The following is a 24509-nucleotide window of genomic DNA, read 5'->3' as shown; positions in this document are numbered from 1 at the left end:
TATTGTTTAAAGGTTACGAAATTATTGTAATTGTGAAATTTAATGATGGATTGTTTGTAGGGGATTGTGCCAGTAGCTGGCAATGACGGGATTTTGTGGCTACTATGCTGCACTTTGTGATCGCGCGCACGGAAGCCTGCCTCAACCAGCGAACTGTTATGTCATTACCTCACTCTGCCGTATCCCCTGAAGGCCATGTTGCCACCGTCCTGCGTTCTCCTAAGCAACTGATGCGTGAAACGCTGGCGGGCGTGATTACCGCCCTCGCCCTGATCCCGGAAGTGATCTCATTTTCCGTCGTCGCGGGCGTTGATCCGAAAGTCAGCCTGATTGCCTCCGTGGTGCTGTGCCTGACCCTTTCGATTCTTGGTGGTCGTCCGGCGATGGTGACGGCTGCAGCCGGTTCCGTAGCGCTGGTCATTGGCCCGATGGTGCATCTGCACGGCGTACAGTACATCCTTCCTGCCGTTCTGATGGCCGGCGTCATTCAAATCCTGTTTGGCGTCCTTGGCATGGCACGGCTAATGCGCTTCATACCTCAGTCCGTTATGACCGGGTTTGTAAACGCCCTCGGGATATTGATTTTCTTCGCGCAGGTGCCTCACTTCTGGAGCCGAAGCCCGCTGATTGTGGGCCTCTTTGTGCTGACGCTATTAATTGTCCTGTGGGTACCGCGCTTTATAAAAAGCATCCCCTCACCGCTGATCGCAATTGTGTTGTTAACGCTGTTCACCGTCACCACCGGACAAATCCTGCCAACGGTGGGTGATGAAGGCTCGATGAGCGGCGGCCTGCCGGGTTTAACCGAACTGCGGGTTCCGCTCAATATGCAGACGCTGAGCATCATCTGGCCGTGCGCGTTGAGCATCGCCTTTGTCGGGCTGCTGGAATCTCTGCTGACGGCGAAACTGGTGGATGAACTGACGGCGACGCCCTCAAGCAAACGTCGCGAAAGTATCGGGTTAGGCGTGGGCAATATTCTGGCCGGGTTATATGGCGGTATTGCGGGCTGCGCGATGATTGGGCAAACCATCGTCAACGTGGAGATGGGCAAAGGTCGAAGCCGCATTTCTACCCTCGCCGCAGCGGTTGTGCTACTGGTATTGGTCACCGCGCTGAGTGAGGTGATGGCTAAAATCCCGATGGCCGTATTGGCTGGGATCATGGCCATTGTCGCCTTCAAAACCTTCAGCTGGCATAGCCTTCAGCCCGCAACGATCAAAGGTGCACCCGTTGCAGAAACGGTCGTCATGCTGGTGACCGTTGCAGCAACAGTATCAACCGGTAACCTGGCCATCGGCGTACTGGGCGGGATTGTTGTTATGGCGCTGCTTCCCGCCCGCATTACGCGACGAATCAAAGAAGAAAAATCGTCGCCAGCCCCAGGAAAATAAAGAAACCGCCAGTATCGGTGATGGCGGTGATCATCACGCTCGACCCCACCGCGGGGTCGCGTCCCAGCTTGGTCATCGTCAGCGGGATGATGACCCCCATCATTGACGCAACCAACAGGTTGAGCACCATCGCCAGCATCATAACGCCGCCCAGAGCCATATCGTCGTAAAGCCACCAGGTCACGCCGCCCATAATACCCCCCCACACCAGGCCGTTAATCAGCGCGACGCCCATTTCCCTAAAGATCAGGTAAGCGAAGTTGCCCGGCTGAATTTTTTCCAGCGCCAGGGCGCGGACGATCATGGTGATGGTCTGGTTCCCGGTGTTCCCGCCAATTCCCGCCACGATAGGCATCAGGGAGGCTAACGCCACCAGCTGCGAAATGGTGTGTTCAAAACCGTCGATCACGCGAGAGGCGATGAAGGCAGTACACAGGTTAATGGCAAGCCAGGCCCAGCGGGTTTTTACCGCTTTACCGACGGAAGCATGCACATCGTCTTCCGCGCTGATCCCACCGAGCGCGCGTAAATCGTTATCGGTCTCTTCATAGACCACGTCAACGATCTCATCGATGGTCAGACGCCCCATCAGTTTACCCACGGAATCCACAACGGCCGCGCTCACAAGGTCATCACGTTCGAAGGTACGCGCCGCTTTTTCGGCATCGTCTTCCGGGGAGAAAACCATGGGCTCGGTTTCCATGACCTCACTCACCCGCCGCTGGGTGCTGTTCAGCAGGATCGTTTTCAGCTCCAGCTCGCCGAGCAGGGTTTTATCCCGAGAGGTGACAAACAGCTTATCGGTGTTGTCCGGCATACTGCCCAGGCGCCGCAAATATCGCTGCACCGTCCCGAGGGTCACGTCCGGACGTACCATAATGACGCCAAACTCCATGATGGCGCCGACGGTGTTTTTCTCGTAGTGCATCACCTGACGCACGCGCGCGCGTTCTTCAGCAGGCAGCGAGGCCAGCAGGCGTCCCGTCAGGTTACGCGGCAGGTGTTGAACAAGATAAATCTGCTCGTCGATATCCAGCGTTTGCAGCGCGTCGAGGATGTCCCGGTCGCTCATCTCATCGATGAGGTCGTCCCAGACGTTTTCTGAGGCTTCGAGCAGGACCTGCCCTCGCTCGTGATCCTGAACCAGACGCCACAGGGCGTGACGCTCTTCTGAAGGCAGTGCCTCCAGGGTATCCGCCAGATCGGGCGGGGGTAAATGGGCAACCAGCGCACCTACCTCAGCAATATCGTCGGCAAGGGTGCCGACATCATATTGCTCAGCCAGGGTCAATTTGCCGAGTAGCGTAGAGGTGACGGCTTTATCCGTCGTAAGTAGCCAGACGAGTCGCGCACGCTCCTGGTCACGCTGTCGTGCGCTGTTTTTCTTTAATACCGACATCAATCATAAATCCATGAAATGAGATGACATCAAGCATAGCGCGGGGATATGTAAATAAGAATAAACAATGGGGCGGGATGGACAAAAAAGCCGCGTATTGGCGGTTAATTATCCCCTCTCCCACCGGGAGAGGGTTAAGGCAGGGCATCAGGCCGTACGCGCCACCGCATCACGAGACGCAGCGTCACGCTCTTCGCCAGTCAGCTCGCTCAGCTTGCCGTCGCGCATCTCCAGCAGTCGGTCAGCGTGAATGAAGTAGTGATCGTCATGGCTGATGGCAAAGATAGTCTTCCCCATCGCCTGCATCAGCGGCAGCAGCACCTGATAAAACTCGCGGCGGAAATGAGGATCCTGATCGGCCGCCCATTCATCCAGCAGGATGATGTCACGCTCTTCTGCCAGCGCCAGCAGCAGCGCCACGCGTTTTTTCTGGCCTTTGGAAAGCTTCAGGTTGAGAATTTTACCGTCCTGCAGTTCCAGCTTGTGTGACATCTGCAGATGCGTAAGCCACTTTTCCACCAGAGCCGGATTAGCCTGCTGCCCTTCAGGCCCCAGCAGCTGTTCGAACAGCCAGACGTCAGTAAACACCGCGGAGAAGAGCTTGCGGTAATCCTCCGGTTTCTCTGCGCTCAGCGCCTGCCCATCCAGCAAAATTTCACCCGATTGCGGCTGGTATAACCCGGTTAGCAGCATCGCCAGGGTCGACTTTCCGCTGCCGTTACCGCCAATCAGGAACACCAGCTCGCCACGATGCAGGGTCAAATTGACCGGCCCAACGGAAAAGGCATTGTCCTGATAGCGGAACGTGACGTTACGAAGCTCGAGGGTTTGCCAGTTCGGAAACGCCTGCGGGCGCGGGAACTCCGCCTTAAACGGCGCAAGGTCGAATTTTTTGAGCTTGTTAAATGCCACCTGCGCGCTCAGCAAGGTTGGCAGTGCGCCGACAGCCGAGAGCAGCGGCGTGCGCAGGAACAGCAGCGTCAGCGAGTAGGTTGCTGCTACGTTGGTGTCGGCCCAGCCCAGGCTGTTAGCCATCCAGAACACCAGGCCGATGGCGCCCAGCATCATAATGTTCGACCAGTTCACCGCGCTCAGGTGGAAGGTATCGGCGCGAATAATATGATGGCGATACTCGCGCGCATCGGGAATATAGAGGTTATTAAAGATATGCTCGGCGCGCTCGCGGTTCAGCGTAAGCTCTTTGCGTCCTTCCAGCACCGTCTGGTAATCATTGTAGAGTTTATCCTCGGTTTCACGCAGCACCGCCATGTGCTTGTAGACGCGCGACACCAGCAGGAAGCCGCCCCAGATGGTAATGACAATCCACAGCGCGGTGACGGCCAGCATTTTGGTGGAAAGCCAGGCAAGATATGCCGCAGAGCCAAACGTCAGGATGATCCCCTGCACCAGTTCCGGCAGACGAACAAACGCGATGGTAATCGCCCGAACATCGCTGGTCAGCCCCGCCAGCAGCGAGGCGCTGCCAAGCTGTTCAATGTGCTCAACCTGGGTGTCGAGAATACGCTTGATGAACTCGCTGCGCAGACGGAAAACGAAATAGTGGCCGAGCGCGGTCAGGGCCAGCTGTGAACCGAGCGTGACCGCCATTAACAGCAGCAGTAAGCCTAAAAACTCCGGCAGAACGGACAGCGAGGTATCGACCATTTCAATCAGACGCACGTTAATGAACGCGATCAGGCCAATACCTAAAGCAGCGCTGGCAAGGCTTAGCGCCATTACCGCAATAAAGGGCCAGCGATACTGACGCCAGACAAGGAGAAGTAGTTGCATGCAGGCAATCCGGACAAGAAAAAACAGCCAGCAGTGTAAACTGCCTTACGCTTACATCAAGAATAATTCTTATTTTTGTTCACCAGACCCAGCCTGCCGGAAAGTCAGGTTAAAGCGAAACGCACCCGTCTGCGGATGAGCCCCCGGCTTAAGCGGCTGAATGCCGTGGTAGAACAGCCTTGATGCCCCACCCCATACCACCACGTCGCCATGCTCCAGCATCAGGCGCCTAAGCGGATCGTTGCGACGCAATCCGCCAAACTGAAAGATAGCCGGCAAGCCTAAGGAGACGGAAACAATGGGCGCGCGCAGGTCGGGTTCATCCTTATCCTGATGCAGCGAAAGTTTTGTGCCCACGGCATAGCGATTCACCAGACACGCGTCAGGTGTAAAGTCAGCGTATCCCGCTTCAACGGCAGCGTCATGGCAGAGCGCACGAAAGACGTCAGGCATAGGCGGCCACGGCTGCCCGGTGATGGGGTCGTTCGGGGCATAAAGATAGCCCCGGTCGTTCGTCGCCCAGCCCAGCCTGCCGCAGTTGGTCATCGCAACCGACATAGTATAGCCCCCCGGCGTGACCATGTGACGAAACGGCGAGACCGCCGCAACGTCGTCAATCCCGCCAAGCAACGCGGTCGCGCGGGAGAGCGCAAAGCGACGCAGGATCGCAGCCCCCGGCGCAAGCGGCTCCTGCCAGGGTTCAGCATCTGCAAAAAGATCGAGCATTATTCCTCCTGGCTTTTTGCCTCACGTTGCAGCAATAGCGCCTTTCGCGTAGTTCCCCAGCGATAACCCGAAAGCGCCCCGTTGTTGCGAACCACACGATGACAGGGAATGACTACCGCCAGTTTGTTTGCAGCACAGGCTCCCGCCACCGCGCGAACCGCACCGGGTTTCCCCATCCTCTGCGCCACCTGCTGGTAGCTTGCCGTTTCACCGCAGGGAATGGCGCGCAGCGCCTGCCATACCTGCTGCTGAAAAGCGGTTCCGCGAATATCCAGCGGCAGCGCCAGCGGTACAGAGCGGCTATCAACACTGGCAATCACCTGCTGGATGCGCCGGGCGAAGTCACCTTCGAGGGGTTCTTGTTCCGCATTTGGAAAAAGCGTTAACAGCTCTGCAAGTAACGTCGCATCATCATCACCCAGCAATATCGCACAGATCCCTCGCTCGCTTTCCCCCACCAGACAACGGCCTAACGAACAATCACTGACAGCATAGTGCACGGCAGCCTCTCCTTTTCGGTACTGCTTCGCCGTCATTCCGAGGGCAGCATCGGCTTTACGGTAATAGCTGCTGCTGTCGGGGAACCCTGCCGCCAGAACCGCATCAGTAATTTTATCCCCCTGCGCCAGCGCGGTGCGCAGGCGCAGATCCCGCGCCGCCTGCTGCCAGGCTTTTGGCGTCATCCCCGTCACGGATTTAAACAGGCGATGGAAATGGAAAGGACTGCTGGCTACATGGTGCGCCAGCGCCTCCAGCGTCAATGAGGGATCCTGTTCGAGCAAACGGCAGGCCTGCTCAACTTTTGCCAGCGTCTGTTCCTGCGGATCGTATTTATCCGGCAAACAGCGTTTACAAGGGCGATATCCGGCCAGCGCAGCCTGTTGAGCATCGGGATAAAAACGGACGTTTTTACGCAGCGCGCGGCGGGCACGGCAGGACGGTCGGCAAAAAATCCCCGTCGTCTGTACGGCAAAGACAAACTGATTATCAGCACGCGGATCGCGGGCCTGCACGGCCAGCCAGCGATCCTCATCGGTAATAAAGGTGACGTTTTTCATCATGGACTCCTCTTACAAGCATATACACAGCGTGCCTGAGTGCCAGCGGACAAAAACCCGCAACCTTGCTTTTTAATTTTTTTCACTCACCAGGAAGCTATTAAACTGCGGCGAACTCCAGGTCTTAAACCCGTCGGCCTCTTTGACGATCATGAAGACCGCCAGACCTTCCTGACGCACCACCTCTTTCGCTTTTTCAGTGCCAAGAACCATCAAACCGGTATCCCAGGCATCGGCTTCCAGGGCGGTCGGTGCAATCACCGTGACTGAGACCAGGTTATGCGTGATTGGGCTCCCGGTCTGCGGGTCAATGACGTGCGAAATACGCTTCCCGTCAAGCTCGTAATAGTTACGGTAGCTTCCGGAGGTGCTGATGCCGTGCCCATTGATATCCACAATCGCCTGGACGGCATTTTGCTGGTCGGTCGGTTTTTGAATGGCGACGCGCCACGGTTTACCGCTGGCGTTCATACCGCGACTCACTAACGCGCCGCCCACGGAAACCAGGTACCGGGAAATACCTTCCTGCGCCATCAGCGCGGCCAGGTGATCCGCAGCGTACCCTTCCCCCACGGTTGAAAGATCGACAAACAGATCGGGAATATCTTTTTGCAGGTACTGCTGCCCGTACTGATTGATGACCGTCAGATGCTGCAATCCCGTTCGGGCACGGGCGTCATCAATGGCCGCCCGATCGGGCGTGGTGACCGGCTGCTTGTCAGGGCCAAATCCCCAGAGGTTAACCAGCGGCCCGATGGTCACGTCCATCGCGCCGTTGGTTTTCCAGCCTACCCGCATCGCAACGGTCACGATATCGGCCATCGCTTCGCTCACCGGCCAGAGGGAGGTACTGGTGGACAAGTTAAAACGCATCAGCGCCGAGTCTTTTTTATAAGTGGAAAGCAGCTGATCGTCGGCGTCTAGCTGAGACTGAATTTTACCGCGCAGCTCGTCAACGCGAGCTTTATCGAGGTTCATCACGCTAACGCGCCAGAATGTGCCCATCGTTTTTCCTTCCAGAACCGTCGCCGCTGGCGCCTCGGTTTTAGCTGGAGGTACAGAACCGTCACATGCTGTGAGGAAAAAAAGGGTTGCCAGGAAGCTGGCGCGTAAAAAAGTCATGTCCATTCGTTATTATCCTCATGCCAGGGCGGCAAGAGTACACCAAAAAGGGAGAATTGTAAGACCCCAAAAAAGCATGAAAAAAGGGGCCAATAGGCCCCTGAGTCACACCGAAAAGCGATTAGAACTGGTACACCAGACCCAGCGCTACGATATCGTCAGTACCGATACCCGCGCTGCGAGTGAAGTCGTTCTCATCCAGCAGGTTGATTTTGTAATCAACGTAGGTGGACATATTTTTGTTGAAGTAGTAGGTCGCGCCAACGTCAACATATTTCAGGATATCCTGGTCGCCGTAGCCGTTTTCCAAATCCTTACCTTTAGACTGCAGGTATGCTACGGAAGGACGCAGACCGAAGTCGAACTGGTACTGAGCAACCACTTCGAAGTTCTGCGCTTTGTTTGCCCAACCCAGATCGCCCGCGCGAGTTGCGTTGTAGGTCTGAGTATACTGAGCAGCCAGGTAGATGTTGTTCGCGTCGTATTTCAGACCGCCGGTGTAGGTTTCAGCGCGATCGCCATTACCGTAAGCCAAATCGTTCTGAGAGCTGGTACGCTTAGAGCTGGACACAGCCGTACCGATGCCGAAGCCTTCACCCAGGTTGTAAGTGATAGAACCGCCGACGCCGTCACCGTTCTGACGCAGCGCATCACGACCGTTGTTGGTCTGGTCTTCACCGCTTACGCTACCGTTTTTGCCCTGATACTGAACAGCGAAGTTCAGGCCATCAACCAGGCCGAAGAAATCGCTGTTACGGTAGGTCGCGAAACCATTACCGCGCTGCTGCATGAAGTTGTCAGCACCGTAGGTGTCGCCGCCGAATTCCGGCAGAACGTCGGTCCAGGAGGTCACATCGTAAACAACACCGTAGTTACGGCCGTAGTCGAATGAACCCGCATCGCCAAATTTCAGCCCCGCGAACGCCACACGCGTCCAAGAGTTGTTTTCGTTTTCGCCGGAATTGCCCTGAATCTGGTATTCCCACTGGCCGTAACCGGTCAGCTGATCGTTAACCTGGGTTTCGCCCTTGAAGCCGAGACGCATGTAGGTCTGGTCACCATCCTGAGAATCGTCATCGGAGAAATAGTGCAGACCGTCGACTTTACCGTACAGATCTAATTTGTTGCCGTCTTTGTTATAAATTTCAGCCGCATTTGCTGCGCCTGCCACCAGCAGTGCTGGTACCAGGAGGGACAGAACTTTAACTTTCATTTTATTAACCCTCTGTTATATGCCTTATTATTGCCACTGCTCACTGGTTAACCCTCTTAACCAGTCGGCAACTTCATTCTCCTCAAAATTACAGAATAATCCAATGGGAATATGATACGAAAACTTTGAAGATGTTTCATTGTTCTATCAAGATGTTTCATTTTGTAAATGATCGGGAACTTTTACAAAGCACTAAGAGCTTAAAAATATAGCACGTTTAATCAAATCAAGATAAGTTGCATTTAAAATCAACAAGTTAGTATAATTTTTGTTACAGCACTGAATGACAAAACAAAATAAGGGCAAATCACTAAAATAACTCTCGCTATCATCATTAACTTTATTTATTACCGTCATTCAGCTTTGAATGTCTGTTTATCCCTAATTCTACCGAATGCACTGCATTCGGTTTTTTTTTACCTTTCTTTACGTAACTATAATTATTTTGTGCTACCACCATGAAATTATAACGACTATTAACTAAACATCTTCGAAACTTTTCCTCCAGGCTAAACATAACCGCAAAACTTAATTTCTTGTTTATTCGTGCTATTCCCTACTCTGCGTTGTATTTTATTTGTACATTTCTCGTCGGTTTGTACACGTTTAGCACAACGCGCACGCACGCTATTCCAGCCGAAAAAGTCGCCTGTTAACAGGTATCGACGCTGGAAATTCAATTATTACCCTTTATACTGCCGTATCCCCTTAAAGCACGGTCATCACGGGTTAAATATATCAATGAGTCAGTCTGAGACCACCGCCTCAAGTAAGTTCTCTCTTCTTCCCGGGAGCATCACCCGTTTCTTTCTTTTATTGATCATCGTGCTGTTAGTGACGATGGGGGTCATGGTTCAGAGTGCGGTGAACGCCTGGCTGAAGGATAAAAGCTATCAGGTCGTTGATATCACTCATGCCGTACACAAGCGCATTGATACCTGGCGCTATGCCACCTGGCAGATTTACGACAATATCGCTGCCGCCCCAACGACATCCTCAGGAGAAGGACTTCAGGAGACGCGCCTGAAGCAGGATGTCTATTATCTCGAAAAACCGCAGCGCAAAACTGAGGCACTTATCTTTGGCTCTCACGACAGCGCGACGCTTGAGATGACGCAGCGCATTTCAACCTATCTTGATACCCTCTGGGGTGCCGAGACGGTACCGTGGTCGATGTACTATCTGAACGGTCAGGACAACAGCATGATCCTGATCTCGACCTTGCCGTTGAAGGATCTTTCTTCCGGTTTCAAAGAGACGACCGTAGGCAGCATCGTTGATTCACGCCGGGCAGAAATGCTACAGCAAGCAAATGCGCTTGATGAACGCGAGAGCTTCTCATCGTTGCGCCGCCTGGCCTGGCAAAATGGGCACTACTTTACCCTGCGCACCACGTTTAACCAGCCGGGCCATCTCGCAACAGTGGTCGCCTTCGACCTGCCCATCAATGATTTGATTCCACCGGATATGCCGCTGGACAGCTTCCGCCTCGAGCCCGATAACAGCACGCAGAATATGCGCACGCCACCGGAAAAAGAGGCTGCAGAGAGCGTTTCTATCTCGTTTAACGGCTCGAAGATTGAGATCGCCTCTTCGCTGAACTCAACCGGTATGCGCCTGGTGTGGCAGGTGCCGTTCGGTACGCTGCTGCTCGACACCCTGCAAAATATCCTGTTACCTCTGCTGCTGAATATCGGCCTGCTGGCGCTGGCGCTGTTTGGTTACAGCACGTTCCGCTCGCAGCCCGGACGTCAGAGTGAATCCACTTCACCGAGCGTAGGTTCCAGTAATGAACTGCGGGTGTTACGCGCCCTGAACGAAGAGATCGTCTCCGTGCTGCCGCTTGGCGTATTAGTTCACGATCAGGAAGCAAACCGCACGGTAATGAGCAATAAAATTGCTGACCATCTGCTGCCGCACCTGAATTTGCAAAATATCACCACGATGGCGGATCAGCATCAGGGGGTGATTCAGGCGACCATCAATAATGAACTGTACGAGATCCGTCAGTTCCGCAGCCAGGTCGCCTCACGCACGCAAATCTTCGTGATCCGCGATCAGGACAGAGAAGTGCTGGTGAATAAAAAACTCAAGCAGGCGCAAAGGCTGTATGAGAAAAACCAGCAGGGCCGCGCTGCCTTTATGCAGAATATTGGTGATGCCTTCAAGAAGCCGCTAAAAACGCTGGCCACACAGGCTGCTGATATGGGCACGCCTGAAAGCCATCAGCTTGCGAGCCAGGCGGATGCGCTGGTGCGCCTGGTGGATGAGATCCAGCTGGCAAACATGCTGGAAAATGACATCTGGAAAAGCTCCCCAACGCTCTTTTCAATTCAGAATCTGATCGATGAAGTGGTGCCCGAGGTACTGCCCGTGATTAAGCGCAAAGGGCTGCAGCTGCTTATCAACAACCATCTACCGGCGAATGACGAGCGTCACGGCGATCGCGAAGCGCTGCGCCGGATCCTGCTGATGCTCTTCCAGTACGCGGTGACCACTACCCAGATTGGGAAGATCACGCTTGAAGTCAGCACCGATGAATCTACAGAAGATCGCCTGACGTTCCGCATTCTGGACACCGGTGAAGGCGTAACGGTGAGTGAGATCGATAATCTGCACTTCCCATTCCTGAACGACACCCAGAGCGATCATTACGGTAAAGCGAACGCCCTGACCTTCTGGCTGTGCGATCAGCTGGCGCGCAAGCTGGGTGGTCATCTCAATATCAAGGCGCGCGACTCGCTGGGAACGCGTTATTCGTTGCACGTGAAAATGACCGCTAATCCACAGGAAGAAGATGAAGAACGCCTGCTGGATGATGTCATCGTGATGGTGGATGTCACCTCCAACGAAATCCGCAATATCGTGGTTCGTCAGCTAGAAAACTGGGGGGCGGCATGCATTACCCCGGATGAAAGACTCGCGAGTCAAGAATTTGATCTGTTTTTAACTGATAATCCGTCTAATCTTACTGCCTCCGGCTTGCTTTTAAGCGATGATGAGTCAGGCGTGCGAAAAATCGGCCCAGGCCAGCTGCGCGTCAACTTTAATATGAGCAATGCAATGCAGGAAGCTGTACTACAACTTATAGAAGAGCAACTGGCGCAGGAAGAGATAACGGAATCACCGTTAGGCGGCAATGAAAATGCCGAGCTCCATGCCAGCGGCTACTATTCACTCTTTGTTGATACAGTTCCAGATGATGTTAAGCGGTTGTATACTGAGTCCGCTGCGAATGATTTTGCGGCGCTGGCACAGACAGCACACCGGCTTAAAGGGGTGTTTGCCATGCTTAATCTGGTTCCCGGCAAGCAGTTATGTGAAACGCTGGAACATCTAATTCGTGAGAAAGATGCCTCTGGCATTGAAAAATACATCAGCGACATTGACGCATACGTCAAGAGCTTGCTGTAGCAAGGTAGCCTTATACATGAACAATATGAACGTAATTATTGCCGATGACCATCCGATTGTACTGTTCGGTATTCGCAAATCACTTGAGCAGATCGAGTGGGTGAATGTAGTCGGTGAATTTGAAGACTCTACAGCACTGATCAATAACCTCCCAAAACTTGATGCGCACGTGCTCATTACCGATCTCTCCATGCCCGGAGATAAATACGGTGATGGGATCACGCTTATCAAATACATTAAACGTCACTTCCCGGACATCTCGATCATCGTTCTGACCATGAACAATAACCCGGCGATCCTCAGCGCCGTACTGGATCTGGACATTGAAGGGATTGTGCTGAAGCAAGGCGCGCCGACAGACCTGCCGAAAGCGCTCGCCGCGCTGCAGAAGGGCAAGAAGTTCACGCCTGAAAGCGTCTCTCGTCTGCTTGAGAAAATCAGCGCGGGTGGCTACGGTGACAAGCGTCTGTCGCCGAAAGAGAGTGAAGTTCTGCGCCTGTTCGCTGAAGGTTTCCTGGTTACCGAAATTGCCAAGAAGCTGAACCGCAGTATTAAAACCATCAGTAGCCAGAAAAAATCAGCGATGATGAAGCTGGGCGTGGATAACGATATTGCGCTGCTGAACTATCTCTCCTCCGTTACGCTGAGCGCGTCGGATAAGGATTGATTCGAGACGGGATGAGGCCTATGCCCTCACTCGTCCCTCTCGTGAAAAGCATAAAAGGCCCTTTCGGGCCTTTTTTTATGTTCTCGTTTTCCTGACGCGATCCGCGTAAATAGACAACGTCTGCTTCAGCACGTCCAGCGTGACCGGTTTGGAGAGGCAACTGTCCATACCTGACTCCAGGCAGCGCTGTTTCTCTTCCGCCAGCGCATTTGCCGTCACGCCGACAACCGGCAACGTCAGGCCAAGCTGACGGATGCGCTGGGTCAAACGATAGCCATCCATATTCGGCATGTTCACATCGCTGAGGACGATATCAATGTGGTTTTTACTCAGCACGTTCAGGGCATCCACGCCGTCATTGGCGGTTTTACATTGATAGCCCAGCGAGCCGAGCTGATCGGCAAGCAGGCGACGGTTAATCGGATGGTCGTCCACCACCAGAATCATCATATCGTCGTTTTCCAGCGCCAGAGATTCCGGCGACGGCAGCGCAGCAGAGCCCTCGCCGTCCTCCAGCTGCACGCTGTAAATCCGTGCCAGCAGGCCTAACAGCTCGTGTGGCGTTGCCACGCTGTGCATCCACTCCCCAGGCGCACGCTCAAGCGGAATACCGATATGGCGGCGACAGAAGATGACCGCCCCTCTTCCCTGCCATGCCTGTTCCAGCACGTCATCGGTTATCAGCATATCGTCCACGTCCGGCGTTTGGCCTTCATAGCGCGATACCCGCACGCCGCTATGGGTGAGGAGTGCCGTCAGGTAGTCATTTAGCGACGCGTTATGTACTGCCAACCAGCAGCGCTTGTCGCTCAATCCATCGACCGTTGTTTTCGTCGGATACTGCGCCGAATAGAGCGGAATACGGATCGTGAACTGGCTTCCCATGCCCGGTTCAGTATCCACAGAAATATCCCCGTCCATCATGCTGATGAGTTTCTCACAGATCGCCAGCCCCAGCCCGGTACCCTGGAAATTACGCTGCACGCCGGTCCCTACCTGGAAGAACGGATCAAACAGCCGGACAACTTCTTTTGCCGGGATACCCACGCCGGTATCGCGCACGCGAATACTCAGATAATCCCCTGCCCGACACACGTGCAGCACAATACAGCCGATGTCGGTGAACTTGATGGCATTGCTGAGCAGGTTAGAAATTACCTGCTGCAGGCGCATCGGGTCGCCGTGCAGCGTCAGCGGCACATCCGGCTCAATAAAGCAGTACAGCCCCAGCTGTTTACGCACCACCAGCGGCATATAGTTGGCGCTGATATGGTTCATCACCTCGCGCGGCGAGAACTCACGAGGCTCGATTTTCAGCTGCTCGGACTCAATTTTAGAGAAGTCGAGGATATCGCTGATGATTTTCAGCAGCAGGCTCGACGAGTTATTCATCGCCGTCACCAGCCTGTCGACCCCTTTCGGCAGCTCTTTGGTCTGCAGAAGGTCGAGATTACCGATAATCCCATACAGCGGGGTGCGTAACTCATGACTGACGGTAGCAAGGAACATTGATTTCGACTGACTCGCCTGCTCCGCCGCCTGTGCCATCTCCTGCAGCGACTCTTCCATCTTCACGCGCGCAGAAACGTCTACCAGCACGCAAATCGCCACGTTTTCGTTGCGATAGCGCGAGTGGACAAAGCTGATTTGCAGATTGGTGTGCGTGCTGGTCAGCACGTCAACAAAGTTGACCTGCTGACCACAGATAATCTGCGTGAGCCTCTGTCGATCCTCGTGCGTGAGCATGTTGAGGTAGTTGTGCGCCAGTTCGTTACTGAGGATATTGGTACCGTCCTGCGTACGCAGGATACAGATCCCTACTGGCGCAGAGGCCACAATTTTACGGTTAAACTGTTCATGTTCTTCCAGCCGCTGGGCGTCGCTTTCGGCAGGAATGAATATCTTGCGTTCGTACATGCGCGCCAGGGTAAATAGCGCCCCACCCATCAGCACGTTCAGCAGAATCGCATTCATGATCAGAATGCGGATCCGCTCCAGCACCACGTCAACCGGCAGAGAGTAGACGATACTCAGCGAGGAAGGCGGCAAACTTTTCTTCAGTACCAGCTCACGGAAGCCTGAGGTATATCCAAACCACGCGCGCTCCTGCATCCAGTGCGGATCGACTTGCAAACGGTTTTCCGGGCCGGTGAGGGAAATCAGGGTATGGCCGTTTTCGTCCAGAATGGTCACGCCCATCGGCAGACTGCCCGGCGTGAAGAAGTTTTCCATGCGAATGGTTTGTTCAATACCCAACAGCGCCTGCAGGCGATTGCCCAGATACACCGGCGTCAGAGCATAGAAATAGCCAACGCCCATGCGCGGCCCCTGGCTTATCCAGAAGATGTTGTTCCCACGCTCGTCCTGCGGCGCGTTGCGATATTTCACAATGCGCTCATGCAGGCTTTTCAGCGCATCATCGCGCTCAACGGGCATATCGCGCAGGCCAAAATCCGCCATGCAGAGGTTTTCACTGCCAATCAGGAAAACGCGATTCAGGTCATAAGCCGCGGAAAAATTATCGCGCCAGTAGCGCATAAACCATGCGAGAGATTCTAGCGATCCGCGCCAGGTATTCCCCATCGCGGAACAGTCGGAATCCGGGAACAGCGGCTCAAAGTCCGGCACTTCAGTTTTGTCATTGCGCTCACGGATGGCAAGAATTCCGTTTTCTGCCGTCAGGCGATTTTCGGCAATGTACTTCAGTTCCTTCATTACGTCAGATGTTCGCTGAATATAGCGCTGAGCCTGATCGGAGCTTAAGTTAAATTCCTGACGGATCTCGGCTTCTTTCTGGTTTAACGCGTTAACGATGTAAAACACCGAGCACAACGCCACCAGCAACCAAAGCAATAGCGCCAGCGCCCGAAAAAGATAGCGAGAAATTTTCAGCGTACTACGAAAGGAGACAAGGTATTTCAAAGGGGCGAGGCTCCGCCATCGGGGTCAAAAAGAATGTGGTTAAGGTAGCGGTAAACGCGCCAGGTCGCAACGTTCACTTAACGGCTTCCGCAAAAGAAAAGGGCCGGAATCCGGCCCTTTTTTGCGTCAGGAGACGTTACTCGTCAGCGTCATCCGCTGCTTCATCGTCGATGTCCGCTTCCGGCGCGATGTCATCATCGCCCTCGGCTACGCTACCGTCGATAGAGTCGAGCTCTTCGTCATCCACAGGTTCAGCAACGCGCTGCAGACCCACTACGTTTTCATCTTCCGCTGTACGGATGAGGATAACGCCCTGGGTGTTACGGCCAACCACGCTGATCTCGGAAACGCGTGTACGCACCAGCGTACCGGCATCGGTGATCATCATGATCTGGTCAGCATCGTCTACCTGTACCGCGCCCACAACGGAACCGTTGCGCTCGGTCACTTTAATGGAGATAACGCCCTGCGTGCCGCGAGACTTGGTCGGGTATTCGCTTTCTGCCGTACGTTTGCCGTAACCGTTTTGCGTCACGGTCAGGATTGCACCTTCACCACGCGGAACGATCAGGGAAACAACGGTGTCTTCGCCCGCCAGTTTGATACCGCGAACGCCGGTCGCAGTACGCCCCATCGCGCGCACGGCATTCTCTTTAAAGCGCACCACTTTACCGGCGGCAGAGAACAGCATCACTTCATCAGAACCGGAAGTGAGGTCAACGCCAATCAGCTCATCGCCTTCGTTCAGGTTCACCGCAATGATGCCGGCAGAACGTGGACGGCTGAACTCGGTCAGCGCGGTTTTCTTCACGGTACCGCTGGCGGTCGCCATAAAGACATTCACGCCTTCTTCGTACTCGCGTACTGGCAGGATAGCGGTGATACGTTCATTCGCTTCCAGCGGCAGCAGGTTGACGATTGGACGACCACGCGCGCCACGGCTCGCTTCAGGCAGCTGATAGACTTTCATCCAGTACAGACGACCACGGCTTGAGAAGCAGAGGATCGTGTCATGGGTGTTTGCCACCAGCAGGCGGTCAATAAAGTCTTCTTCTTTAATACGTGCTGCAGATTTGCCTTTACCCCCACGACGCTGTGCTTCGTAGTCAGTGAGTGGCTGATATTTCACATAGCCCTGATGAGACAGGGTGACCACCACGTCTTCGCGGTTGATCAGATCTTCAATGTTGATATCAGAGCTGTTTGCGGTGATTTCAGTGCGACGCTCATCGCCAAACTGATCGCGGACCAGTTCCAGCTCTTCACGGATTACTTCCATCAGGCGATCTGCGCTACCCAGGATATGCAGCAGCTCGGCAATCTGTTCCAGCAGCTCTTTGTATTCGTCGAGCAGTTTTTCATGCTCAAGGCCGGTCAGCTTCTGCAGACGCAGATCCAGAATCGCCTGGGCCTGCTGTTCGGTCAGGTAGTATTGACCGTCGCGCACGCCAAATTCAGGTTCCAGCCACTCAGGACGCGCAGCGTCATCGCCCGCACGTTCCAGCATGGCAGAAACATTGCCGAGCGCCCATGGCTGAGCGACCAATCCAGCTTTCGCTTCCGCAGGGGTCGGCGCACGACGAATCAGCTCGATAATCGGGTCGATGTTTGCCAGTGCAACAGCCAGTGCTTCCAGGATGTGGGCACGGTCACGCGCTTTACGCAGTTCGAAGATAGTACGACGCGTCACCACTTCACGACGGTGACGGACGAACGCGCTCAGGATCTCTTTCAGGTTCATGATCTTCGGCTGGCCATGGTGCAACGCAACCATGTTGATACCGAAGGAGACCTGAAGCTGAGTCTGGGAGTACAGGTTGTTCAGGACAACCTCGCCCACCGCGTCACGTTTGATTTCAATCACGATGCGCATCCCGTCTTTATCAGACTCGTCACGCAGCGCGCTGATACCTTCAACACGTTTTTCTTTTACCAGCTCGGCGATTTTTTCAATCAGACGCGCTTTGTTCACCTGATACGGGATCTCGTGAACAATAATGGTTTCACGGCCCGTTTTCGCGTCCGCTTCCACTTCTGCGCGGGCACGGATGTAAATCTTGCCGCGACCGGTGCGGTACGCTTCTTCAATACCACGACGACCGTTGATGATCGCCGCCGTCGGGAAATCCGGCCCGGGGATGTGTTCCATCAGCCCTTCAAGGCTGATCTCTTCATCGTCGATAAAGGCCAGGCAGCCGTTGATCACTTCGGTGATGTTGTGTGGCGGAATATTGGTTGCCATGCCCACTGCGATACCCGATGAACCGTTAACGAGCAGGTTCGGGATCTTGGTTGGCATAACATCAGGAATGCGCTCGGTGCCGTCGTAGTTATCGACGAAATCAACGGTCTCTTTTTCGAGGTCGGCCATCAGCTCGTGGGCGATTTTCGACATACGGATTTCCGTATAACGCATCGCCGCAGCGGAGTCGCCGTCGACAGAACCAAAGTTACCCTGACCATCTACCAGCATGTAACGCAAGGAGAATGGCTGTGCCATACGGACGATGGTGTCATACACGGCGGTATCACCATGCGGGTGATATTTACCGATAACGTCACCCACGACGCGGGCAGATTTTTTGTAGGCTTTATTCCAGTCATTGCCCAATACGTTCATGGCGTATAGTACGCGACGGTGTACCGGCTTCAGGCCATCGCGGACATCTGGGAGCGCACGGCCAACAATGACCGACATCGCATAATCCAGATAGGAGCTCTTCAGCTCTTCCTCGATGTTAACCGGTGTAATTTCTCTCGCAAGGTCGCTCATCTAACCGCTATCCCTCTACTGTGTCCCGGATTCAAAGGTCGCAAATTATAACACAACCGCTCTCAGACAGGTAAACCTGTATGCTTTATTCACAGGGATAGCCTGATATACTCCGAAGTCTTGCTAAATTAGGAGTAAAAGCACCCATGAATGCCGAAAAATCCTCGGTGGCGCACAACGTTGACCATGAAGAGATCGCCAAATTTGAAGCGGTGGCGTCCCGCTGGTGGGATCTTGAAGGCGAGTTCAAACCGCTGCACCGCATAAACCCGCTGCGTCTGGGCTATATCGCGGAACGTTCCGGCGGCCTGTTCGGTAAGAAAGTGCTCGACGTTGGCTGCGGTGGCGGCATTCTGGCTGAGAGCATGGCGCGAGAAGGGGCAACCGTCACTGGGTTGGACATGGGCTTTGAGCCACTGCAGGTCGCTCGCCTTCATGCGCTGGAGTCCGGTGTGCAGGTAGAGTATGTGCAGGAGACTGTTGAAGACCACGCGGCAAAATATGCCCATCAGTACGATGTCGTGACCTGCATGGAGATGCTGGAACACGTTCCCGATCCGCAATCCGTGGTTAAAGCCTGTGCAAAACTGGTTAAGCCGGGCGGTCAGGTCTTCTTCTCGACCATCAACCGCAACGGCAAAGCCTGGCTGATGGCGGTGGTCGGTGCAGAGTATGTGCTGCGCATGGTGCCGAAAGGCACGCACGACGTGAAGAAATTCATCAAGCCTGCCGAACTGTTAGGCTGGGTTGACCAAACGTGGCTCAAAGAGCAGCACATCACCGGTCTGCATTACAATCCATTAACGGATAAATTCAAGCTCGCGCCGGGCGTAGATGTTAACTATATGTTGCATACAACCGCCAAAAACGACTAACGTCATCTGCTTTTCTTATAAAGATTGCGCAGCATCATGTTGCGCAATTCTGACCGCCCGTTGAAGAAATCAGCACTCGATCAAATTTTGAATTTTTTTTCTTAAATATTGACATGGGGTCCAGGCCTTATAGCACGAGGACTTAGGCTTTTTTACCCTTTCACAACCTCAATTTAACGTCAAAATCAACCCTTGTACTGAAATGATTCGATACTAGAATACTCACCATATAGCGTTCATTTTATCGCAAACCCCCTATATGTAGTATTTATCCACAGAGTTAGTCACAAGACGGATCTGTGGATAAGCGGGGGATATTTTTTTATTTCACGGACAGGTAAAAACCCACATGAATCAGAGTCTGCTGGTGACAAAGCGCGACGGTACTACCGAGCGTATCAATCTGGACAAAATCCATCGAGTTCTCGACTGGGCAGCAGAAGGCCTGAACAACGTATCTATCTCCCAGGTTGAACTGCGATCGCATATCCAGTTCTACGACGGCATCAAGACGTCTGATATCCACGAAACCATTATCAAAGCAGCGGCAGACCTGATCTCCCGCGACGCACCGGATTATCAGTACCTCGCTGCACGTCTGGCCATTTTCCACCTGCGTAAAAAAGCCTACGGTCAGTTTGAGCCGCCTGCGCTTTACGATCACGTGGTGAAAATGGTTGAGCTGGGCAAATATGACACGCATCTGCTGGAAGACTATACGGAAGAAGAGTTCGAGCAGATGAACGGGTTTATCGATCATTGGCGCGACATGAACTTCTCCTACGCGGCGGTGAAACAGCTTGAAGGCAAATACCTGGTTCAGAACCGCGTAACGGGCGAAATCTATGAGAGCGCCCAGTTCCTCTATATTCTTGTGGCCGCGTGCCTGTTCTCCAACTACCCGCGTGACACGCGTCTGACCTACGTGAAGCGTTTCTACGATGCGGTGTCCACGTTCAAAATTTCTCTGCCGACGCCAATCATGTCTGGCGTACGCACCCCTACCCGTCAGTTCAGCTCCTGCGTGCTGATTGAGTGCGGTGACAGCCTGGATTCCATCAACGCCACCTCCAGCGCGATTGTAAAATACGTTTCCCAGCGTGCCGGTATCGGCATCAACGCCGGTCGCATCCGTGCGCTGGGTAGCCCAATTCGCGGCGGTGAAGCGTTTCATACCGGCTGTATCCCGTTCTACAAACACTTCCAGACTGCAGTGAAATCCTGCTCTCAGGGCGGCGTGCGCGGTGGCGCAGCCACCCTGTTCTACCCAATGTGGCATCTGGAAGTTGAAAGCCTGCTGGTACTGAAAAATAACCGTGGCGTTGAAGGCAACCGCGTCCGTCATATGGACTACGGCGTACAGATCAACAAACTGATGTACACCCGCCTGCTGAAAGGTGAAGAGATCACCCTGTTCAGCCCGTCTGACGTCCCGGGCCTGTACGACGCGTTCTTCGCTGACCAGGATGAGTTCGAGCGTCTGTACACCCAATACGAAAAAGACGACAGCATCCGCAAGCAGCGCGTGAAGGCGGTAGACCTGTTCTCCCTGATGATGCAGGAACGTGCTTCTACTGGCCGTATCTATATCCAGAACGTTGACCACTGCAACACCCACAGCCCGTTTGACCCGGCGGTTGCGCCAGTGCGCCAGTCTAACCTGTGCCTGGAAATTGCCCTGCCAACCAAACCGCTGGACGACGTTAACGACGAAAACGGTGAAATCGCGCTGTGTACGCTGTCTGCGTTCAACCTGGGTGCGATTAAGAGCCTGGACGAGCTGGAAGAGCTGGCCGTGCTGGCCGTTCGTGCGCTGGATGCGCTGCTGGACTATCAGGATTACCCAATTCCCGCCGCTAAACGCGGCGCAATGGGCCGTCGTACTCTGGGCATTGGCGTGATTAACTTCGCGTACTGGCTGGCGAAAAACGGCAAGCGTTACTCTGACGGCAGCGCTAACAACCTGACGCACCAGACGTTCGAAGCGATTCAGTACTACCTGATGAAAGCCTCTAACGAGCTGGCGAAAGAGCAAGGCGCGTGCCCGTGGTTTAACGAAACCACCTACGCGAAAGGCATTCTGCCAATCGATACCTACAAAAAAGACCTGGATGCGATTGTCAGCGAGCCGCTGCATCTGGACTGGGAAGGCCTGCGCGAGTCCATTAAAACGCACGGCTTGCGTAACTCCACGCTGTCTGCCCTGATGCCGTCCGAGACCTCTTCGCAGATCTCTAACGCCACCAACGGTATCGAGCCGCCACGCGGTCACGTCAGCATCAAAGCCTCGAAAGACGGCGTTCTGCGTCAGGTAGTGCCAGATTACGAAACGCTGGGCAACAACTACGAGCTGCTGTGGGAAATGCCAAACAACGACGGTTATCTACAGCTGGTGGGTATCATGCAGAAGTTCATCGACCAGTCGATCTCTGCCAATACCAACTATGATCCGACGCGCTTCCCGTCTGGCAAGGTTCCGATGCAGCAGTTGCTGAAAGACCTGCTCACTGCCTATAAATTTGGCGTGAAAACCCTGTACTATCACAACACCCGTGATGGTGCGGAAGACGCCCAGGACGACATGGTACCGTCAATTCAGGACGATGGCTGCGAAAGCGGCGCATGTAAGATCTAATGAAGGGCGGGGATTTCCCCGCCTTTATTTCGTAAGACAGGACACACTCATGGCATATACCACCTTTTCACAGACGAAAAACGACCAGCTCAAAGAGCCGATGTTCTTCGGCCAGCCGGTCAACGTGGCACGCTACGATCAGCAAAAATATGACATCTTCGAAAAGCTGATTGAAAAGCAACTCTCCTTCTTCTGGCGCCCGGAAGAGGTTGACGTATCCCGCGATCGCATCGATTTTCAGGCGCTGCCGGATCATGAAAAGCACATCTTCCTCAGCAACCTGAAATACCAGACGCTGCTGGACTCTATTCAAGGCCGTAGCCCGAACGTCGCGCTGCTGCCGCTGATCTCCATTCCGGAGCTGGAAACATGGGTGGAAACCTGGGCGTTCTCGGAGACGATCCACTCCCGTTCTTACACCCATATCATCCGCAACATCGTTAACGATCCGGCGGTGGTGTTTGACGACATCGTGACCAACGAGCAGATCCAGAAGCGTGCTGAAGGTATTGCGCACTATTACGACGAGCTGATCGAGATGACCAGCTACTGGCATCTGCTGGGTGAAGGTACACACAACGTGGGCGGTAAAACCCTCACCGTGAACCTGCGCGCGCTGAAAAAGCAGCTGTACCTGTGCCTGATGAGCGTGAACGCGCTGGAAGCAATCCGCTTCTACGTGAGCTTCGCCTGCTCCTTCGCCTTTGCCGAGCGCAAGCTGATGGAGGGCAACGCCAAAATCATCCGTCTGATTGCCCGCGATGAAGCCCTGCACCTGACCGGCACCCAGCACATGCTGAACCTGCTGCGCAGCGGCGTTGACGATCCAGAGATGGCGGAAATCGCCGAAGAGTGCAAGCAGGAGTGCTATGACCTGTTCGTGCTGGCGGCTCAGCAAGAAAAAGAGTGGGCCGATTACCTGTTCCGCGACGGCTCCATGATTGGTCTGAACAAAGACATCCTCTGCCAGTACGTTGAGTACATCACCAACATCCGCATGCAGGCTGTTGGCCTCGAGCTGCCGTTCCAGACGCGCTCTAACCCCATCCCGTGGATCAACACCTGGCTGGTGTCCGATAACGTGCAGGTTGCGCCACAGGAAGTGGAAGTGAGTTCGTACCTGGTCGGTCAGATTGACTCTGAAGTGAATACTGACGACCTGAGCGACTTCCAGCTCTGATGACCCGGGTAACGCTAAGCCTTTCTGGCACGGAAGTGCTGTGTCAGGAAGAGCATCCTTCTCTGCTGGTGGCGCTTGAGGCGCATCAGGTTGAAGTAGAGTACCAGTGTCGGGAAGGGTATTGCGGCTCTTGCCGCTGCCGTCTGGTTGCAGGCCAGGTGGACTGGCTGACCGAACCGCTGGCCTTTATCAACGAAGGTGAAATTTTGCCTTGCTGCTGCCGGGCAAAAGGCGATATTGAGATCGAGATGTAAAAAAGGGCCTTACGGCCCTTTTTCTATTTTAAGAACGTCACTGCTTTGTCCGGGAAATCCGTAAACAGTCCATCCACGCCTGCCTGGTTGTACAGCACGTCGTACAGCTGATTCACGTCCGTCGCATAATCCGGCAGCTGATCCGCACGCACCGTATACGGATGAACCTGCAGCTTGCTGGCATGGGCTTCTTTTACCATGGCCGTCAGCGTCACGTGACCCGGCGTGGATCCTTCGGCCACCAGCATATGGTAATCAGGTCCGATACCGTCAGCATACTGCGCAATCTGCTTCATCGCGCCAGGCTTGAACATCCAGTCGTAGCTGTAGTTCACCCATTTGCCGTCTGGCTGCTTCTCCTGAGTTTCATTCCAGTCGGTATAGGCAATCAGCTGCACCAGATTGAGGTTCATCCCCCTCTTCGGCTCCAGCTCGGTTTTAATGCGTTTGAGTTCTGCCGCATCAAAACACTGCAGGTAGACCTTGTCCTTCTTGCTGGTGTAGCCGTACTGCTTCAGCACGTCCAGCGTTTTTGCCGCAATGTCCTTACCTTCCTGATGATGGAACCACGGCGCTTTGATTTCCGGGTAGATACCGATGTTGTTACCGGTTGAGTGGTTCAGTCCCTGTATGAACTCAATCTCCTCTTCGAAGGTATGAATGCGGAAATCAGATTTGCCCATCGGGAAACGTCCCGGATAGACCTGCACCTTCTTGCCGTTTTCAATCTCGAAGCCTTCGGTAAATTTCAGCGAGCGAATCTCCGCCAGCGTGAAGTCGATGGCGTAGTAACGCCCGTCCTTTCGGGCGCGGTCCGGGAAGCGTTCCGCCACGTCCGTCACGCGGTCAAGATAGTGGTCATGCAGGACAACCAGCCGATCGTCCTTCGTCATCACCAGATCCTGCTCCAGGTAATCCGCACCCTGCGCATAGGCCATCGCTTTTGCAGGGAGCGTGTGCTCCGGTAAGTAGCCGCTCGCACCGCGGTGGGCAATCACAATCTTATCGGTCGCCAGCGCGGAGCCTGTCATCAGGCCGGCCAGCAGCAGACCGGTTGCAAGTTGAGTCAATTTCATCACGATGCTC

At 54.2% G+C, this 24509-nt stretch carries 16 protein-coding genes; 7 read left to right on the top strand and 9 right to left on the bottom strand.

The genetic code is table 11. The features are described from left to right. Positions 1-104: 104 nt before the first annotated feature. Positions 105-1394 (top strand): SulP family inorganic anion transporter, encoded by a 1290-nt coding sequence (locus V5P19_RS01440; RefSeq protein WP_334401097.1) that lies wholly within the window; start codon positions 105-107, stop codon positions 1392-1394. Here V5P19_RS01440 and mgtE read toward each other — a convergent pair. The 6 genes from mgtE to V5P19_RS01410 form a co-directional block, all read right to left on the bottom strand. After that, entirely contained in the window at positions 1357-2793 is a 1437-nt protein-coding gene (gene mgtE / locus V5P19_RS01435) for a magnesium transporter (protein WP_334399433.1), read from the bottom strand. The two genes, V5P19_RS01440 and mgtE, sit on opposite strands and share 38 nt — an antisense overlap. Positions 2794-2940: 147 nt before the next feature. Next, entirely contained in the window at positions 2941-4584 is a 1644-nt protein-coding gene (locus tag V5P19_RS01430; RefSeq protein ID WP_334399430.1) for a multidrug ABC transporter permease/ATP-binding protein, read from the bottom strand. 69 nt (positions 4585-4653) lie between these two features. Continuing rightward, a complete protein-coding gene (gene alkB, locus V5P19_RS01425; protein WP_334399428.1) occupies positions 4654-5310 on the bottom strand; it encodes a DNA oxidative demethylase AlkB in 657 nt (218 codons plus the stop codon). Beyond that, positions 5310-6368 (bottom strand): bifunctional DNA-binding transcriptional regulator/O6-methylguanine-DNA methyltransferase Ada, encoded by a 1059-nt coding sequence (gene ada, locus V5P19_RS01420; protein WP_334401095.1) that lies wholly within the window; start codon positions 6366-6368, stop codon positions 5310-5312. The genes alkB and ada overlap by 1 nt, the downstream gene beginning before the upstream one ends. A 72-nt stretch (positions 6369-6440) precedes the next feature. Beyond that, the gene (gene apbE / locus V5P19_RS01415) at positions 6441-7496 is read right to left on the bottom strand and encodes an FAD:protein FMN transferase ApbE (RefSeq protein ID WP_334399426.1); all 1056 of its coding nucleotides are present in this window, start codon (positions 7494-7496) and stop codon (positions 6441-6443) included. Between the two features lie 115 nt (positions 7497-7611). Continuing rightward, the gene (locus V5P19_RS01410; protein WP_334399424.1) at positions 7612-8703 is read right to left on the bottom strand and encodes a porin OmpC; all 1092 of its coding nucleotides are present in this window, start codon (positions 8701-8703) and stop codon (positions 7612-7614) included. A gap of 741 nt (positions 8704-9444) precedes the next feature. On the opposite strand from V5P19_RS01410, the gene rcsD reads away from it, so the two are divergent. Continuing rightward, complete coding sequence (gene rcsD, locus V5P19_RS01405; RefSeq protein ID WP_334399422.1) at positions 9445-12117, top strand: phosphotransferase RcsD; 2673 nt, start codon at positions 9445-9447, stop codon at positions 12115-12117. Positions 12118-12133: 16 nt separating this feature from the next. Then, positions 12134-12784, top strand: coding sequence for a response regulator transcription factor RcsB (gene rcsB, locus V5P19_RS01400; protein ID WP_006176468.1), 651 nt, complete (start codon positions 12134-12136; stop codon positions 12782-12784). 75 nt (positions 12785-12859) lie between these two features. Here rcsB and rcsC read toward each other — a convergent pair whose 3' ends face one another. Together rcsC and gyrA are read right to left on the bottom strand one after the other, a co-directional pair. After that, positions 12860-15706: a two-component system sensor histidine kinase RcsC gene (gene rcsC, locus V5P19_RS01395; protein WP_334399419.1), complete on the bottom strand. Its 2847-nt coding sequence runs from the start codon at positions 15704-15706 to the stop codon at positions 12860-12862. Positions 15707-15842: 136 nt separating this feature from the next. Next, positions 15843-18479, bottom strand: coding sequence for a DNA topoisomerase (ATP-hydrolyzing) subunit A (gene gyrA / locus V5P19_RS01390; RefSeq protein WP_334399417.1), 2637 nt, complete (start codon positions 18477-18479; stop codon positions 15843-15845). Between the two features lie 146 nt (positions 18480-18625). On the opposite strand from gyrA, the gene ubiG reads away from it, so the two are divergent. The 4 genes from ubiG (at position 18626) to yfaE (ending at position 23423) form a co-directional block, all read left to right on the top strand. After that, positions 18626-19354, top strand: a complete 729-nt coding sequence (gene ubiG, locus V5P19_RS01385) for a bifunctional 2-polyprenyl-6-hydroxyphenol methylase/3-demethylubiquinol 3-O-methyltransferase UbiG (RefSeq protein ID WP_334399415.1) — start codon at positions 18626-18628, stop codon at positions 19352-19354. A 349-nt stretch (positions 19355-19703) separates the two neighbouring features. Further along, a complete protein-coding gene (gene nrdA / locus V5P19_RS01380; protein WP_334399413.1) occupies positions 19704-21989 on the top strand; it encodes a class 1a ribonucleoside-diphosphate reductase subunit alpha in 2286 nt (761 codons plus the stop codon). A gap of 49 nt (positions 21990-22038) precedes the next feature. Further along, positions 22039-23169 (top strand): class Ia ribonucleoside-diphosphate reductase subunit beta, encoded by a 1131-nt coding sequence (gene nrdB / locus V5P19_RS01375; RefSeq protein WP_334399411.1) that lies wholly within the window; start codon positions 22039-22041, stop codon positions 23167-23169. Beyond that, the gene (yfaE, locus tag V5P19_RS01370) at positions 23169-23423 is read left to right on the top strand and encodes a class I ribonucleotide reductase maintenance protein YfaE (protein WP_025757202.1); all 255 of its coding nucleotides are present in this window, start codon (positions 23169-23171) and stop codon (positions 23421-23423) included. Before nrdB ends, yfaE begins: the two co-directional genes overlap by 1 nt. 23 nt (positions 23424-23446) lie before the next feature. Here yfaE and glpQ read toward each other — a convergent pair whose 3' ends face one another. Next, positions 23447-24499, bottom strand: a complete 1053-nt coding sequence (gene glpQ / locus V5P19_RS01365) for a glycerophosphodiester phosphodiesterase (RefSeq protein WP_334399409.1) — start codon at positions 24497-24499, stop codon at positions 23447-23449. Between the last annotated feature and the right edge of the window lie 10 nt (positions 24500-24509).

The organism is Enterobacter sp. UNJFSC 003, from assembly GCF_036903355.1.
Lineage (GTDB): Bacteria > Pseudomonadota > Gammaproteobacteria > Enterobacterales > Enterobacteriaceae > Enterobacter.
This window is presented reverse-complemented; position numbering and strand designations above follow the sequence as displayed.

Bases quoted from the DNA above. Each gene is read 5' to 3' on its own strand.
- rcsB (WP_006176468.1), top strand. From the start codon at position 12,134: ATGAACAATATGAACGTAATTATTGCCGATGACCATCCGATTGTACTG.
- V5P19_RS01430 (WP_334399430.1), bottom strand. From the start codon at position 4,584: ATGCAACTACTTCTCCTTGTCTGGCGTCAGTATCGCTGGCCCTTTATT.
- V5P19_RS01410 (WP_334399424.1), bottom strand. From the start codon at position 8,703: ATGAAAGTTAAAGTTCTGTCCCTCCTGGTACCAGCACTGCTGGTGGCA.
- alkB (WP_334399428.1), bottom strand. From the start codon at position 5,310: ATGCTCGATCTTTTTGCAGATGCTGAACCCTGGCAGGAGCCGCTTGCG.
- yfaE (WP_025757202.1), top strand. From the start codon at position 23,169: ATGACCCGGGTAACGCTAAGCCTTTCTGGCACGGAAGTGCTGTGTCAG.
- nrdA (WP_334399413.1), top strand. From the start codon at position 19,704: ATGAATCAGAGTCTGCTGGTGACAAAGCGCGACGGTACTACCGAGCGT.
- ubiG (WP_334399415.1), top strand. From the start codon at position 18,626: ATGAATGCCGAAAAATCCTCGGTGGCGCACAACGTTGACCATGAAGAG.
- ada (WP_334401095.1), bottom strand. From the start codon at position 6,368: ATGAAAAACGTCACCTTTATTACCGATGAGGATCGCTGGCTGGCCGTG.
- apbE (WP_334399426.1), bottom strand. From the start codon at position 7,496: ATGGACATGACTTTTTTACGCGCCAGCTTCCTGGCAACCCTTTTTTTC.
- gyrA (WP_334399417.1), bottom strand. From the start codon at position 18,479: ATGAGCGACCTTGCGAGAGAAATTACACCGGTTAACATCGAGGAAGAG.
- V5P19_RS01440 (WP_334401097.1), top strand. From the start codon at position 105: ATGCTGCACTTTGTGATCGCGCGCACGGAAGCCTGCCTCAACCAGCGA.
- rcsD (WP_334399422.1), top strand. From the start codon at position 9,445: ATGAGTCAGTCTGAGACCACCGCCTCAAGTAAGTTCTCTCTTCTTCCC.
- nrdB (WP_334399411.1), top strand. From the start codon at position 22,039: ATGGCATATACCACCTTTTCACAGACGAAAAACGACCAGCTCAAAGAG.
- mgtE (WP_334399433.1), bottom strand. From the start codon at position 2,793: ATGTCGGTATTAAAGAAAAACAGCGCACGACAGCGTGACCAGGAGCGT.
- glpQ (WP_334399409.1), bottom strand. From the start codon at position 24,499: ATGAAATTGACTCAACTTGCAACCGGTCTGCTGCTGGCCGGCCTGATG.